Here is a 15,030-nt window from a genome sequence, read left to right on the forward strand (position 1 = left end):
ATAATCGAGTGGGCACAGCCCGGGCAAAGAAGGTTAGCCCCTTCAAAGCGATCCGCCGAAGTGGAGAACTCTTTGAGGTTTTTAATTTTTTTAATTTCTGACATAAGGGCTCCTTAGAAAAAAGAGAGTTTCGGTCCGCGAAGACCGATGTACTGTTGCAATGGAGTGGTTACTTTACCCGCATCCGCATTTGCTTTAAGATCTGTAAAGATACTCACTAAGTGTGCTTTGGTCAAGTCACGTCCGCCCAATCCGTAGATGTAGTTCGTCAATACCGCTTTAGTATCGGTGTTAAACAACGTACCTGAAATCTCATTGTAAAGTGCTCCAACCGTACCGTGCGGGCTTGATCGATCCAATGCTGCAATTGCCTTAACATCTTTCAATACTGCTGCGATTTGCTCTAACGGCCATGGACGGAAAACACGAATTCCGACGACACCTGCTTTAATGCCCTGTGCGCGCATCTCTTCAGCTACTTCACGTGCCGTTTCAACCGATGTTCCCATACAGACGACTGCTACTTCAGCATCTTCCATATCGTACGCTTCAACAAGGTTGTATTTACGGCCTGTCAATTTTTCAAAATCATCAAATGCTGCTTGGATTTTTGGCAATACTGCTGTCATCAATGCATGTTGTTGACGTGCTTTATGCTCGAAATGCCAATCTTCTTCCGTTTGTACCCCGTGCGTTACAGGGTGGTCAAGGTCGAGCATATCGTTCATCGGTTGATAGACACCGACAAAATTAAATGCCGCTTCATCTGTTAGGGTGTGAACCCCTTGAGCCGTGTGAGATGTCATGAATCCGTCTTGGTGAACCATAGCCGGCAAACGGACATCGTGGTCTTCTGACACTTTAAATGCGATGAAGTTCAAATCGTATGCGTTTTGCGGGCAATATGAATCAAGTTGAATCCAACCGCTATCGCGTCCCATATACATATCGGAGTGGTCACCGTTTACGTTCAACGGTGCACCGATAGCACGGTTAACAACGTTAAGAACGATCGGCAAACGCATGCCCGAAGCAGAGTAAAGAGTCTCTACCATCAACGCAAATCCTTGTGAACTGGTAGCCGTTGCCACACGTCCACCCGCAGCGGCAGCCCCGATACAACATGACATTGCACCGTGTTCGGATTCCGTCATAACGAATTCGCCGTCAACATAGCCGTTTGCCGTAAATCCGGCATAATTTTCTACGATAGGGGTCGATGGGGTAATCGGGTAAGCGGCAACAACGTCAACTTGTACCTGACGAAGCGCATGGCTTGCCGCCATATTACCGTCCCAGACTTCAATATCGCGTAGTTCCATTGTATCTGCCATTAGTCTTCCTTCTCTTCAGTATCAGCTTTTTTCTCTTTTTTAGGCCATTCGGCAAGCGCTGTTTCTTCATCTTTTTGTTCAGGGAACATCAATAATGATTTTGGATTTGTCGGACATACTTCTACGCAGATTCCGCACCCTTTACAATGGTCAAAATCGATTCCGATCATTTTTTTATCACGAGCAATGATCGACATATCTGGACAATAAACCCAGCAAAACTGACAATCAATACAGTAGTCTTTGTTAAACAAAGGTTTTTCAATACGCCAGTCAGCAACACTCGCCGTAAATGAGTTTGATACTGAATAAGGGCGATTTTCGGGAAGCGTAGTCGCGATATCACGTGTAGCTCCGTCAAACGATCGGAGCATGGCACCGATTTCGAACCCATCCCATCCTTTTTTTTCCATCATGTGCTCCTTATTTCACTTCATCATACGCGCGTTGAATCGCGATCATATTAGCATCGATAATTTTTTGAGGCAATTTTTTAAGTACTTTCACCATACTCTCTTTGAAAAACTCAATATCATACATACCGGATACTTTCATCAATGCACCCAACATAGGTGTATTTGGAATAGCTTTCCCGATTGTCTCTTGTGCGATTTTAATACAGTCAACCGTATAAACTTTTCTACCTTCCAATTTTGGTTGAGATGCAATCAGCTCATCCGTACTCATGTGGGTCGTAACGATATAAATAGTATTATCTTTTTCGTTTGCCGTGATGTCCGCGACGTATACCAACGCAGGGTCAATAACCAAAACATAGTCAGGTCTCATAAATTTTTCGTGGTTCATAACCACTTTATCGTCGACGCGGTTATACGCCGTCATAGCTGCTCCGCGTTTCGCTGAACCGTAAAACGCAAATGCCTGAACATGCTTACCGGTGGTGGATACAACGTCAGCAAGACCTTTTGCACCTGTTACGGCACCTTGTCCGGCTCGACTATGCCATCGAATTTCTAGCATGAATTCTCCCTCTGACTTAAGTTTAAGTTGAATTTTATCAATACGTGTATTCTATGAAAGTTGCTCTTAAATGTAGCTTTTCGCCCGCCATGAGCTTTAAAACCAAAGACGAAGTGTTACTTTCAGCCCCTCTGAGCAATGTATCTAACCGCTTCGAGCGCATCAGATTTTATAATATCTGTTAATGTGAGTAATTGTTCTGCATTATCATAACCGCTTGTTACCGCAACACACTTGATCCCGGCTCGATTTGATGCTTCTATATCCAAAAGCGTGTCTCCGATCATCCACACATGAGAGGATGGGTTACCCATCTGCTCTAAAGCTTTAAAAATCGGCTCTGGATGGGGCTTTGCATTTTCTACATGCTCCCGTCCTATCAGTGTCTCAAAATAGTGCATTAATTCAAAATGTTCCATCAGTTCGCGCGAATAAAGTCCTGTCTTCGTTGTAACAATTCCTAAACGGGCAAACATGGAAGCTTCACGGACGGCTTGCGCCGCGCCTGGAAGCAGCAGGGTCTTTTGCCGTGATATTTCACGGTAATACAATTTATAGGTCGATACATGCATATCGATACGTTCAGAATCTATTCCCACTTCTGCGAACATCGTCTCAAGCGTATGGCCTATCTGTGAGGTGATCATCTCGTCACTGATCGATTGTTGCAACCCGTGGGTTTTTAACGTGTGATGAAAGCTCTCTAAAATCGCTTCCGTCGAATCGATCAATGTTCCGTCTAAATCAAATAAAATTATTGGCTTCATTCATATCCTTTTATATACGCCATCGGAATGCATCCCGATTGGCTACGCTAACGCTGTGTTTTCCTCGGCAGAAAGCCCAAAATTGTTTACAATTTTTCATTTCTTTTCCCAATCAATATAATCTTCCCAAATTCCGTTAATTGTCGGTTTGATCCCTGAAAGATGGCGGCTGTACACATTAATCTCATTCGGAATGACCAAAAACAAATAAGGATTATCCCCGACAATAGAGGCAAAAATCTTCCGCTGTAATGCGGCAATCTTTTCAGGATCGGTTGAACTTTCCATCCTTTCAATCAATCTGTCCGTAGAAGCAGAATGGTATCCGACCAAATTGAATCCCCCGGGTACATCACTATCACTGTGCCATAATGCATACGGATCAGGAGTTAATGAGAGCGACCATCCGAGCAATACGGTATCAAATTTACGCGGAGCGACAACCGTGTTTAAAAATGCCTGCCATTCCATTACCCGCAATGTCACTTTAACGCCGATTTCGAGGAGCTGTCGTTGGATAATCTCGGCAGCATAGGGACGGATAGCATTGGAGTTGGATGTTGCTATCTCAAACTCGAACGGATGAGCAGAATCATACCCTGCTGCTTTGAGGAGAGCTTTTGCCTGAGTTAGATTTTGTTTCGGAGCATGTATCGAATCATTAAATCCTTTGCTTCCGGGCAAAAACGGACCCGTGCATACATGTCCGTGTTTTAAGAATAAAATGTCGATCAATTTCTGCCGATCGATCGCCAGGGATAAAGCTTGACGGACACGGGGGTCTTGAAATTTTTTAAGCCGAAGATTGAATCCCAAATAGGTATAGCTGTGCGAAGGGAGTTCCAAAGTTGCAAAACTGTTTTTGAAGTTTTTATCCAACTGCCGTTCATATTGCATCGGCTCGAGCGAATCCACATCGATTTGACCCGATTTCAGCATCAAAAACCGTGTCATAGGATCACTTATAACATGAAAAACGATCTTATCAATCTTCGGTTTGTGTTCAAAATATTCGGGATTTGCTTCTAAAACAATCTGTTTTGAAAACTCAAGCTGTTTCAAAATATACGGCCCTGTCCCGACGGGATGGGTATTAAACGCTGAGCTCATGATATCGTTATCATGAATCAGAATATGACGCGGTACAATCCCCATCATCCACACTTCCAGTGCTTTGAAATAGGGTTTTTCATACGTTACGCGTACCGTATAATCATCTAGGACACTGACGTTTTTAATAACCCGGAAGTCGGATGCATACGGCGTAATCGTTTTAGGGGATTTAATCAAATCATACGTAAAAAGGACATCTGCAGCTGTAAAAGGCTCCCCATCCTGCCACTTTACTCCGTGTCGGAGTTTAAACTCAATAATAGTGGGGGTGATAAACCGATACGATTCGGCCAAATCACCGATGATTTTTTGGCCGGTTTCATCGTATTTCACAAGTGCATTAAAAATAAATCCGGAAATAGAGGCACTCGCCGAATCGGTTGCTATCAGCGGGTTAAGACGGGCAGGATTAGTGGAGGCACTGAGATGAAGAGTTGAGGCAATCAGCCAAACACTTTGTAAAAGAAGTAGTACAAATTTCAATCAATGCCCGCTTTTTGGTGAGATTATAGCATTTTATAAACTGATCCAAAATACGATATCATTGTATAAAAATATATAATTAAAATCTTTAAATTTCAAAAGGTGAAGTTGAATGCAGCATATCAAGGTCAGTCTCATAAGTCTCATAGGATTGATCTTCACGCTTCATGCAGAACCTTATCAATTGGGTCATGGCGTTTCGGTCAATGACGCTCTTAATGTCGGGGGTTATTTTTCATCCGAGTTGGAATCAAATCATCAAAGCAATAGCTTTACCCTCGATGATGTTGCGGTGATGGCATACGGCGACATTAATCCTATGTTTTCGTATTTGGCAGAACTTGAAGCAGTTGGTTTTTATCACAAAAATTTTAGTGACGGATCCGAAGAGAGCCATAAAAAATTTCATGCCGAACGAATATATGGCGATTTATGGATGGCAGACAGTATTAATGTTCGATTTGGAAAGCAAATAACACCCATTGGATATTGGAATCTTGAACCGATAAATGTTTTACGAGATACCACATCCAATCCACTCTACAGTATGCTGCTTTTTCCAAAATTTCTCACCGGTCTCGACCTTAACGGGTATGTTCCTCAAACACAAGGGGTACGTTATCATCTCTTCGGACAACATAATCGTGATTTAGATGAAGAATACATTAATATTCCCAATTCACATTTTTTCGGTTTGGCACTTGAAAATGAAATCTCAATGGAGTGGAGCAGCAGCGGGAGTATCGGCGAATACATCACAAAAACCAATCAACGCACCCGATTTATTCAAGCAGGAACGAAATACGATGATACACAATGGCAGTTCTTGGCAGAGGGGTTAATCGCAAAAAGCGAATACCCTGAACAAGCACAAACATATGCATTCTCAGGCTATGCGCAAGCGATGTATCGATATACGCAAGAACACGCGGTTATAAGCAGATTTGAGTATTTCAATGATCATCACACCGATTACAAAGATACTATTTTTATCCTCGGATACAGCTATCGTCCTTGGTATCCCGTCTCTTTAAAAGGAGAATATCAATGGCACTCTCAAAATGATGAAAATCGCGCATTATTTTCACTTTCGGTGTTGTTTTGATGAAACCGATTCTTGTATTCTTGACTCTTTGCTCGATGCTTTTCGGGGCCCAATATAGCATTATCATTTCGAAAAAAGTTTCTGTGTCAACAGTAACCAGAGAACAGATACGGGATATTTTTTTGCAAAAACGTCATACATTGGGAGATCTAAAAATCATCCCTCTGAATTTAGTCGGGCAGGAACCATCACGAATCGCTTTTGAAAATGCAGTTTTAGGTATGGATAGAGATAGATTAAATGCATATTGGGTCAAGCAGCATTTCCAAGGAAATAGTCCGCCGATAACACAGCCATCTCATGAATCAATCAAAGCATTTGTCCAGAATGTTGAAGGAGCTATCGGATATGTCCCATCCTCAATGGCGGATAGCAGTGTAAAGGTCATTTATGAGTTTTAAACTAAAAACCATTCTCCTCTTTCTAGGAATCAGTATTATCCCTTATGCCTTAACAATGGTTTTACTCGGAAACTCATTTCGTCAGGAACAATATAACGCCGTGACACAGGAGATGAATACCCAGTTACGGCTTACGGTGGAGCGGATCGATCAATCTTTACGAACGCTTCAAAATGACATGGCATTTATTGCCAAATCGGATGTAATGAATGACCTATATACTCAGGATCTGGATCATCGAATCAGTACAGCTTTGCTCTCTAAAAAAAATGATATGAAGATGAAAGGCAATTTTTTTGTGGTAGATACCAACAACAAAATTATCGCTTCAAGTGATTTTTCTGCTCTTTCTAAAATCAAAAAAATCGATCCTTTTTTTTCGGTTCCCATCTATTCGAGCTTTACCAAAACACAAATCGGCATGCTCATCGCTACCTATTCACTTGAAAATTTTCGTCCCTATTTTTCTAATTCGCCTGAACGTCATTATTACATCCGCCACCGTGACGGAACCATCGCACTTCAACCGAATATATTTGAAGAGTCTCTCAAAGTTTCACTTCCCCTCCAAAACAAACCTGATTTAACGATCGTTTTGGAAGAGGAAAAAGGGTACGCGTATCGATTGTTGTACAAATATGAAAAATGGTTTATTCTACTACTTATCATTGGGGCACTTTTTATCGCTACGGCTGCATATTATGTCGCTACCGCGCTTATTCGTCCGATCATTGCCCTATCCAATACCGCGAAAAAAATTACTCGAACCCAAGACTATGCGCAACAAGTATCTGTTGACAGGGACGATGAAATCGGTCAGCTTTCTGATGCGTTTAATACGATGATCGACGGTATGGATAAAGCGTTACACGAAATTACCACTCTAAACAAAGAGATTGAGGAGACCCAACGCGAAGTCGTTTTTACAATGGGTTCTATCGGTGAGAGCCGTTCCAAAGAGACGGGAAATCATGTAAAAAGGGTCGCCGAATATTCTAAACTGCTTGCACTCTACTATGGACTCAGCGAAGAAGAAGCAGAAATGCTCAAACAGGCTTCACCTATGCATGATATCGGTAAAGTTGCTATTCCCGATGCAGTTCTCAACAAACCGGGAAGATTTGATGAAGAAGAGCGTCGTATCATGGATACTCACGCCGCATTGGGCTATGAAATGCTCAAGCACTCGAACCGGACATTGCTTCTTATGGCTGCAACCGTGGCCTATGAACATCACGAAAAATGGGATGGAACCGGATATCCAAGAGGACTAAAAGAAGAAGAAATACATATTTACGGTCGTATTACTGCATTGGCAGATGTCTTTGACGCACTGGGAAGCGATCGTGTTTACAAAAAAGCATGGGATGATGAACGGATTTTTTCTTTATTTAGAGAAGAACGTGCGCGGCATTTTGATCCACAACTCATCGATATCTTTTTTGCCCATCTGGAGGAATTCCTCGCTATACGGGAACAATTTAAAGATCTTTAAGTTGTAAGGCTATTACGCCCTTTTGTTCTAAACGATTTAAAATTGCCACAATTATTGAAATAATCAGCCACGCCATTATCATCGTTATAAACGTATGACTCAGAAAATGATCCCCGATCAGCATCTTATAGCTTCCCATGCTCCAGCCGATAACCATGGCCAAAGCGACAGCACCGATTTTTGCTCTGCGGCTGCGGAACAAAAAGATAAGCGATAACAGTGCAAATCCTCCGCTGGCATGCCCTGCGGGCCAGCATTTTTGTTTCTGCTTTTGGCAAAAATCACTGGGGTATTTTTCCCAGACACAGGTGTGAGGATAGGTTCCGTCAAAAATTTCCAAACTTTTTGGACATGGAATATTCGTCACCGCTTTCAAACTACTGACGAGCAATGGGACAAAAATGGACGATAATACAACGATAACAAGCCCCCTTTTATAGAGAGCAAGAAACGGTTTTTTCCATTTCACGATCAATACGATGATCACTAGAACATTCAGAATTATCAATAAACGCTTGATTCCGTCGTAAAAAATAAATCTGAGAACCGGATTATTGGTATCTACGATCCATTGATGGGTAAGAGGATTATAAAAATGTTTTTGCACCCAGATATCGGTTCCGCTCAATCCGAAAAAGAGGACTGAAAGAAGTAATATCAGGGCACTCGCCCAAATATTTTTAGCGGCCGACATGCAGTAAATCGAGTTCAGGCTGATAAACAGAGGTGTTCACATCCATAAAGCCCAATAGGGTATGGAAGAGTGAATCTTGACTATGAGCTTCTTTAGCAGAAGCTGCCATTTGGGCTTTGTCAATAGTGGAGTGTTTTCCAAACCACATCACGGCCGGAACATGTTTTTGCGCTTCGGGAGCAATGCTATAAGGGAAGCCATGCAGATAAAGGCCGTTTTCCCCTAACGACTCACCATGATCGCTGAGATAAAACATCCCGGTTGCAAAATCCTTATCATTCGTTTTCAATAATCCGATCACTTTTGACAAAAAGGTGTCTGTATAGAGGATGGTATTGTCATACGCATTGGTAATTTCATCTTTTGAACATTGTTCGAGCTGATTGGTTTTACATACCGGAGTGTATTTCTCAAATGATTTCGGGTAGCGTTTGTAATACGCCGGACCATGATTGCCCATCTGATGTAAAATGATAACAATATCCCCTTTCGGATGAGCATCGATATACTCTTGTAATCCGACTAACATCCCCTCATCTCGACACTCTCCGTCCTCGCACATCGTATTTTTTTCAGACGTTTGATAATCTTCAAACTGAACCCGTTTTGCAACCCCTTTGGAATCGGAGTTGTTTTCACGCCATAACACATTCACTCCGGCACGCTTGAGCACATCCAACACATTTTCTGTGTGCAATGCCTGCTCTTTTTCATAATGTTCCCGCCCAAACGGAGAAAACATACACGGAACGGAAACAGCCGTTTCGGTTCCGCATGAGGTAAACTGGGTAAAATTAATAATATCTTCTTTTCTTAACTGAGGCGTCGTATCGCGTGCATAGCCGTTTAGCCCAAAATGATCCCAGCGTACCGCTTCACCGACAACAAGTATCATCAATTTTCGAGGCTCGTTGGCTGGAGAAATTACGGCATCCTGACCTATCGGAGCCATTCCGGAATACGGATGAGAAAAGGTCTCTGCTGCATAATGGCCGATCGAATAGAGATAATAGGCTGGATTGGCGTAATAACGCAGCGGTTTATGCTCCCTAAAAAAGGAAGTGTAATATTTACTGAACGAAAATATCACCACAAGCGCAAAAAGAAGTGCAATTCCGATCACTTTTGCTTTGTCGATCACAGTCTCTTTAAACGAAGAAGGTTTAATTTTTAGACGATAGACAATCACAGAGGGAATAACGCCTAAGAGGACAAAATAGAGCACCTGTTTTAGACTGAGCAAATCAACCGATTCTTTAATATTGGTCTCTAAAAGGTTTTGGATCATATGGTTGTCGATAACAACATCATAAGCATCCATAAAATAGGCCACTAACGATGAAACCAGAAGAATAGCTATTAATACCGGCTTGAGGGTATAGCGCCAGCTCAATAATGTCAAAACGATTACGGTGACACACAACAGTACAATCGCCAAGGAGAGAACGAATAAAATATTGCCGCCTGCGAGCGGATAGACTTCAGATACGTGCTTAAAAAATACTCCGTTAGCAAAAATGACCAGCATTAATGCAACTGCAATCACTACTGTTCGTGCTTTGAGGGGCTTGGAAAAAGAAAATAACACTGCGACTCCGCTGAAATAAATTACGGTATTATAGTCAGTAAATGCTAACAGGGTTGCTTTTGACTGGTTTCATTAGAGATAAAAGAATGATTTTAAAAAAGAAAGAAAGAAGAAAATTCTCCTCGATTGAGGAGAAAGAACGATTAACGTTTTGAGAATTGAGGAGAACGGCGCGCTTTGCGTTTACCCGGTTTCTTACGTTCAACGATACGAGCATCGCGAGTAAGCATACCGAATGGTTTCAAGATAGCACGGAATGAAGGATCAAACGCACAAAGAGCACGTGAAATACCGTGACGAAGTGCATCGGATTGTCCTGAGAAACCACCACCCATAGTAGAAGCAGTAATGTCAACAGATGTGTCTTGTTTAGTCAAAGAAAGCGGTTGAGTAACACGCAATTTTTTTGCTTCAAGACCACCGAGCCATGCATCGAGTGAAAGACCGTTTACAGTGATTTTACCTGTACCCGGAGCAAGCCATACTTTAGCGATCGAAGATTTTCTTCTGCCGGTTGCATACGTTTTTGCCATCGTTTATCCTTACTTAGCGATCTGTGCAGAGTGAGGGTGTTCAGCACCTGCATAGACTTTTAGTTTTTTCAACATCGCACGACCTAATTTTGTTTTAGGAAGCATACCGCGAGCTGCTAGTTTAAAGAGTTTTTCTGGGTTAGTAGCCAAAAGCTCTGTCATTTTTACACTTTTAACGCTACCGAAGTAACCGCTGTGCGTGTGGTATTCTTTTGTAGCCAATTTTCCGCCACCGTTAATTACGATTTTAGATGCATTGATAATAATAACGAAGTCACCACAGTCAACATTTGGGGTAAAATAAGGTTTGTCTTTTCCGCGAAGACGGGCAGCAACATCAGTCATTAAACGACCGAATGTTTTCCCTTCTGCATCGATCAAAACCCATTTACGGTCGATTTGCTCAGGTGAAGCAATTTTAGTAAATTTCATCTTGAGTCTCCTTCTAAAGTCTCTATAAATAGTGGCGCAATTGTACCAGTATAAACTTATAATCTACTTAAATTAAGTTTTTTATAAGCACTTTATCCACTCTATACCCTCTTCTAATATATAGCACAAATAACCCTGTACTTCATCTCCGGTAAGGGAACGAACCGCCTCTTTGTAGCGTCGTATTTGATCTTGGTGTTTTTCTTCCTCTTCCCGGCCGCTTTTATAGTCGATAATACTCCACCCTTTGTCATGTTCTACCAACAAATCGATGACACCCAGATTTCCCTTATGCCGTATCATCTGCTCTTTACGCCAACGGCCCTGAGTAAGATTTCGGAATGTCTCATCTTCTATCAAACGTCTAATCCGCTTTTCAATCGCTTCTATTCCCACAGTTTGCAATACTGCTCCGTAGCGGTTACGGGTTGATTCAAGAGCAATCCTCAGTGATGTATCGCTAAAGTCTCCCATCATCTCAAGGGTGTAATGCAATGCCAATCCAAACTGAACGGCATCGTAATCATGTGTTGCCTCTTTTATCGAGCGAAGTGTCTCTTCCTGTCTGCCAAACGATAGTCCTTTGAAATTGATCTTTTTCTCCGGTTCAAGAGGCTTCACGTGTTTCGTTTTAAGTTCTAATTTTCCCCATTCCGATGAGCTCAGCTCCAGCGGATCAAACCACGAATTTTTGCTTTTCATAATGACCATCAGGGATTCAACCGCACGGGTCAGTGCCACATAAAGGGCATTGAGCTGATCCTCATCTCCCAAACGCTTTTCTGCATCAAGAGCTTGTGCATAAAGAGGATCCAGTGCTTCACGATTCTTTATCCGATAATGCATCCCCAGAAGCTGTGCCCCATCATACTCATAAACGATCGCATCGTTGCGGGAACGCGCCATCCCCAACCGATCGAGGACAATAACATGTTCAAATTCCAACCCTTTGGATTTGTGCACCGTCATAATACGAATCCCTTTGAGATCACTTTGGGGCGAAGAGGTTTCCAACCGATCAATCTCAAAAACGATCTCTTCGATATCACGATAACCCCGCAGCGTTTCGATAAACATCAAGGCACTTTTATCGGCTATTCGAAATCGTCGTACAAACACGATTACCGTTGCAATCATATCCTCGATGCCTGAGCGTTCTATCTGTTCACTCTGGACTCCAAGCAAAGCCGCGCAATTGGAACGATATATTGACTCACCGAAATAACAATATCGTAGATATTCGATGATCGCACGGACACTTCGCTGCGCAATCAAGCGGGCAGTCGTCTCGGTCACGACATCATAACCTCTCTCACTTAGAGCCTCTTCCACTGCACTGCCGTCTTTGTTCGTGGCAGTTAGAATAGCGATCTCCTCAGGCGCTACCCCTTTGTCAATCAACAGTGCTATGCGCTCGCTCAGCGTTTCCAGAAGCTCATCCGTATTCGCAACCTCCACATATCCTCCCGCAAAGCTTTGCGGACTTTGCTGAGGGATGTATCCTTTGATTTTCCCTTCAAAGGATCGGTTGACAAAATCGACGATCTCACTTCGGGAACGGTAATTGACCCGCAGAGGCTCTACCTGAACATCAAACAACTTGGCGACCTGATGAAACAGCGCACTCACTCCGCCGCGAAAACGGTAAATAGACTGTTTCACATCCCCGACAAAAAAGAAGCTCCCCCCTTCGTTTACTCCGATACCGGAACGGATCTCTTCGATCAATGGGCGGAGAATATCAAACTGGATAACGCTCGTATCTTGAAACTCATCGAGAAGAAGATGTTTGAGACGTGAATCGAGCCGAAAATAGAGAAACTCGCTCTCCAGTTTCTCCCGCAGAAGCGTATGGACATTCAGGGTGATATCATCGAAACTCAGCTCATTGCTCTGAACCGCCATTGACTGACGGCTTTTGATGTAGAGTTTTAGAATCGAAAACAGCTCTCTGAAATACAAAATTTCCCGACGGCGCATTTGCGAAGCAACCGCATTTTGGATCCCCTGAAGCAGCTCATCCATACGAGGTTCATAGATTTTTTTGAAATCCCAATACTCCATACTTGGTTTTAACAGCCAGGTTTTACCTATCAAGTCTTCATAACTTTCGATTTGCATTGTCTTGCGAGCGCGATCGCTCAACGGCTTTTCCAACACGATGGTGGAAAGTTCCCGTGCCAGTTCCATAGCATAGTCACTTAAATCCTCCGGCACTTCACCCTTCGTATACGCATCCAGATTCAACTCTTTGTATTTGGAGTAAAGAGCGGAGAGGAGTCCGAACAGATCACTGAGCCTTTTGTCGCTTAAAAGTGAGAGGTGTACCAGCGCCCCTTCTGAGTGCGATACCTCCACTTCATTTAAAAACCGTTCCAAAAGTTTTGTTTCATGGTGGTTTTGGATCGTTTTAAATGTAGGCATCAGCCCCGCATTGAGCGCAAACTTTCGCAAAATCCTTCCAAAGAATTTATCTATTGTCGAGATTTGGATATCGGAACGTAAAAACCGTGACAGTATCTTTGGTCTCTCCTGTAAAATAGTGGCTTCATCCAGTCCGCTCAGTCGCGCGATATGTGAAAGTTCACCTCGAGAAGGGAGTTCTTCGAGAGTAAGGATGATCCTCTCCAACATCTCATTCGCCGCTTTATTCGTAAAGGTCAACGCAACGATAGAGGATGGGTTTTCTCCCATAAACAAAAGACTCAGATAGCGGACGACGAGATTAAACGTCTTACCGCTCCCCGCACTCGCTTCATACGCTAAAAACGGTTCAAACTCCACGCATCACCTCCCGATGACAGAGGTAGACATAGGGGCAATGACGGCATCGGCTCAAATCTTCGCACATTTCCCATTCCCACATTTTTTGGGAAGCCATTAATGCCAATATCTCTCTCAGTTTGGCTATTTTTTCATCCAAAAACTGTTCGGTTTTGAGTTCTCCTCTCCCTAAATCATAATAGCCGACATTTGCGACTTTTCCCAACTCACCTGCCAAAAGAGCATACACACTGAGTTGATAATCGACATCGCTCTCTTTGGGTTCTTTATCCGTATCCGGGTATTTGCCGCTTTTATAGTCAATCACTTCGAGTCGGCCTTCATACTCATCAATTCGATCAATCCGTCCCGTCAGTGTTATCCCCTCGACCGAAACCTTTGATTCTTTTTCCGTGTAGAGAACCCGAACTCCGGTTCCAAAACGCAATGCTTCACTTGCATAAAATGGATCTAATTTATCCAGCCATAACCGCTTCATATGACGCTCCAGCGGATCATCCGTTTTTTCTTCTTCCCACAGCGTAGAAAAACTCTCTTTGATATGTGTCACAGATATAAAACGATCATTCTCTCTAAAAAGTCTTTCCAAAGCACTGTGCAATGCATTTCCGATATCACGTTCCTCTGAGAGATCACGCGGCAACTCATGATCGCGCAAATGAGCAATATAACGATAATAGAACTGTCTCTTACATGTTAAAAAGCTTTTAAGTCCGCTTGCCGATAAGGGATGAAGTGTAAAATCGTATTCGCTCTCATAGTGTCCTATATGCCGTTCTTGAAAATTCGGCGATGGAAACAGTACCTCTTCGTATCGAAATTCTGATGGAGAGTGTTTAATTCCTAGTTGAAGCAGGAACCGTGATGGCACCGATTCGGAATTTTGAACACATCCGATGCGCACTTTTTTCGCTCGATTAAAAAGGATCGAATAGTAATGTTTTTGGAGTGATTCACGGTCATGCGCACTCGGCAATCCGGCGTATTCACGTGTTTTGGTGTTTAGAAAAAGATCTTTTTCACTTTTATGGGGGACGTATCCTTCGTTAAAATCAATAATCACTACCCCGTCAAATGCGACACCCCGTGTTTCCAACAGCCCCATCACGGTAATTTTTCCGCCTCGCACGTCATCAATACTAAGTTGACGCAACCGATTCATAAATATCCGGAATACCGCCCTAAAATCCATCTCCTCCAACGCATGGGACAAATGACTGAACCGGTGCAGTTCATCACGAATCATTTCAATCGACTCCGGATCAGCATCTTCGAACAATCCTATCAATTCTTCCAACTGAGCAAAACGAAACTTTTTAG

General features: G+C 42.8%; 13 protein-coding genes and 3 pseudogenes. 4 read left to right on the plus strand and 12 right to left on the minus strand.

What is annotated here, in order from left to right; translation table 11 throughout:
• From PHP90_RS11235 to PHP90_RS11260, 6 genes and pseudogenes are all read right to left on the minus strand, one after another.
• A pseudogene (locus tag PHP90_RS11235) lies at nt 1-104 on the minus strand (pyruvate ferredoxin oxidoreductase); the annotation flags it as partial.
• A gap of 9 nt (nt 105-113) precedes the next feature.
• A complete protein-coding gene (locus tag PHP90_RS11240; RefSeq protein ID WP_299929803.1) occupies nt 114-1,334 on the minus strand; it encodes a 2-oxoacid:ferredoxin oxidoreductase subunit alpha in 1,221 nt (406 codons plus the stop codon).
• Nucleotides 1,334-1,747 carry a 4Fe-4S dicluster-binding protein gene (locus PHP90_RS11245; protein ID WP_299929806.1) on the minus strand — a complete coding sequence of 138 codons (414 nt, stop codon included), beginning with the start codon at nt 1,745-1,747 and terminating at the stop codon, nt 1,334-1,336. Before PHP90_RS11245 ends, PHP90_RS11240 begins: the two co-directional genes overlap by 1 nt.
• Before the next feature lie 10 nt (nt 1,748-1,757).
• On the minus strand, nt 1,758-2,315 hold the full coding sequence (locus tag PHP90_RS11250) for a pyruvate flavodoxin oxidoreductase subunit gamma (RefSeq protein WP_299929809.1): 558 nt from the start codon (nt 2,313-2,315) through the stop codon (nt 1,758-1,760).
• A 122-nt stretch (nt 2,316-2,437) separates the two neighbouring features.
• A complete protein-coding gene (locus PHP90_RS11255; protein ID WP_299929812.1) occupies nt 2,438-3,082 on the minus strand; it encodes an HAD family hydrolase in 645 nt (214 codons plus the stop codon).
• A 96-nt stretch (nt 3,083-3,178) separates the two neighbouring features.
• The gene (locus PHP90_RS11260; RefSeq protein ID WP_299929815.1) at nt 3,179-4,678 is read right to left on the minus strand and encodes a peptide-binding protein; all 1,500 of its coding nucleotides are present in this window, start codon (nt 4,676-4,678) and stop codon (nt 3,179-3,181) included.
• 112 nt (nt 4,679-4,790) lie between these two features.
• Between PHP90_RS11260 and PHP90_RS11265 the strand changes: the two genes are divergently transcribed.
• The 4 genes and pseudogenes from PHP90_RS11265 to PHP90_RS11280 form a co-directional block, all read left to right on the plus strand.
• On the plus strand, nt 4,791-5,783 hold the full coding sequence (locus PHP90_RS11265; protein WP_299929818.1) for a hypothetical protein: 993 nt from the start codon (nt 4,791-4,793) through the stop codon (nt 5,781-5,783).
• Between the two features lie 83 nt (nt 5,784-5,866).
• Nucleotides 5,867-6,184, plus strand: coding sequence for a hypothetical protein (locus PHP90_RS11270; protein WP_299929820.1), 318 nt, complete (start codon nt 5,867-5,869; stop codon nt 6,182-6,184).
• 421 nt (nt 6,185-6,605) lie between these two features.
• Nucleotides 6,606-7,022 (plus strand): annotated as a pseudogene (locus PHP90_RS11275) (HAMP domain-containing protein); the annotation flags it as partial.
• A 30-nt stretch (nt 7,023-7,052) separates the two neighbouring features.
• Nucleotides 7,053-7,679 (plus strand): annotated as a pseudogene (locus tag PHP90_RS11280) (HD domain-containing phosphohydrolase); the annotation flags it as partial.
• On the opposite strand, the gene PHP90_RS11285 reads toward PHP90_RS11280, so the two are convergent.
• The 6 genes from PHP90_RS11285 to PHP90_RS11310 all read right to left on the minus strand — a co-directional run.
• Nucleotides 7,666-8,373, minus strand: coding sequence for a phosphatase PAP2 family protein (locus PHP90_RS11285; protein ID WP_299929823.1), 708 nt, complete (start codon nt 8,371-8,373; stop codon nt 7,666-7,668). The pseudogene PHP90_RS11280 and the gene PHP90_RS11285 sit on opposite strands and share 14 nt — an antisense overlap.
• Nucleotides 8,360-9,961 carry a phosphoethanolamine--lipid A transferase gene (locus PHP90_RS11290; protein ID WP_299929826.1) on the minus strand — a complete coding sequence of 534 codons (1,602 nt, stop codon included), beginning with the start codon at nt 9,959-9,961 and terminating at the stop codon, nt 8,360-8,362. Before PHP90_RS11290 ends, PHP90_RS11285 begins: the two co-directional genes overlap by 14 nt.
• A gap of 143 nt (nt 9,962-10,104) precedes the next feature.
• Nucleotides 10,105-10,494: a 30S ribosomal protein S9 gene (gene rpsI, locus PHP90_RS11295; protein ID WP_299929829.1), complete on the minus strand. Its 390-nt coding sequence runs from the start codon at nt 10,492-10,494 to the stop codon at nt 10,105-10,107.
• Between the two features lie 9 nt (nt 10,495-10,503).
• Complete coding sequence (gene rplM / locus PHP90_RS11300; RefSeq protein WP_299929832.1) at nt 10,504-10,926, minus strand: 50S ribosomal protein L13; 423 nt, start codon at nt 10,924-10,926, stop codon at nt 10,504-10,506.
• 81 nt (nt 10,927-11,007) lie between these two features.
• A complete protein-coding gene (locus PHP90_RS11305; protein ID WP_299929835.1) occupies nt 11,008-13,710 on the minus strand; it encodes a RecB-like helicase in 2,703 nt (900 codons plus the stop codon).
• Nucleotides 13,700-15,030, minus strand: a 1,331-nt coding sequence (locus tag PHP90_RS11310) for a PD-(D/E)XK nuclease family protein (protein ID WP_299929837.1), incomplete at its 5' end; no start/stop codon positions are given. The genes PHP90_RS11310 and PHP90_RS11305, both read right to left, overlap by 11 nt.

The sequence above is a fragment of the Sulfuricurvum sp. genome (assembly GCF_028712165.1).
In the GTDB taxonomy this organism is placed as follows: Bacteria; Campylobacterota; Campylobacteria; order Campylobacterales; family Sulfurimonadaceae; genus Sulfuricurvum.

Bases quoted from the DNA above. Each gene is read 5' to 3' on its own strand.
- PHP90_RS11255 (WP_299929812.1), bottom strand. From the start codon at position 3,082: ATGAAGCCAATAATTTTATTTGATTTAGACGGAACATTGATCGATTCG.
- rplM (WP_299929832.1), bottom strand. From the start codon at position 10,926: ATGAAATTTACTAAAATTGCTTCACCTGAGCAAATCGACCGTAAATGG.
- rpsI (WP_299929829.1), bottom strand. From the start codon at position 10,494: ATGGCAAAAACGTATGCAACCGGCAGAAGAAAATCTTCGATCGCTAAA.
- PHP90_RS11265 (WP_299929818.1), top strand. From the start codon at position 4,791: ATGCAGCATATCAAGGTCAGTCTCATAAGTCTCATAGGATTGATCTTC.
- PHP90_RS11285 (WP_299929823.1), bottom strand. From the start codon at position 8,373: ATGTCGGCCGCTAAAAATATTTGGGCGAGTGCCCTGATATTACTTCTT.
- PHP90_RS11240 (WP_299929803.1), bottom strand. From the start codon at position 1,334: ATGGCAGATACAATGGAACTACGCGATATTGAAGTCTGGGACGGTAAT.
- PHP90_RS11245 (WP_299929806.1), bottom strand. From the start codon at position 1,747: ATGGAAAAAAAAGGATGGGATGGGTTCGAAATCGGTGCCATGCTCCGA.
- PHP90_RS11250 (WP_299929809.1), bottom strand. From the start codon at position 2,315: ATGCTAGAAATTCGATGGCATAGTCGAGCCGGACAAGGTGCCGTAACA.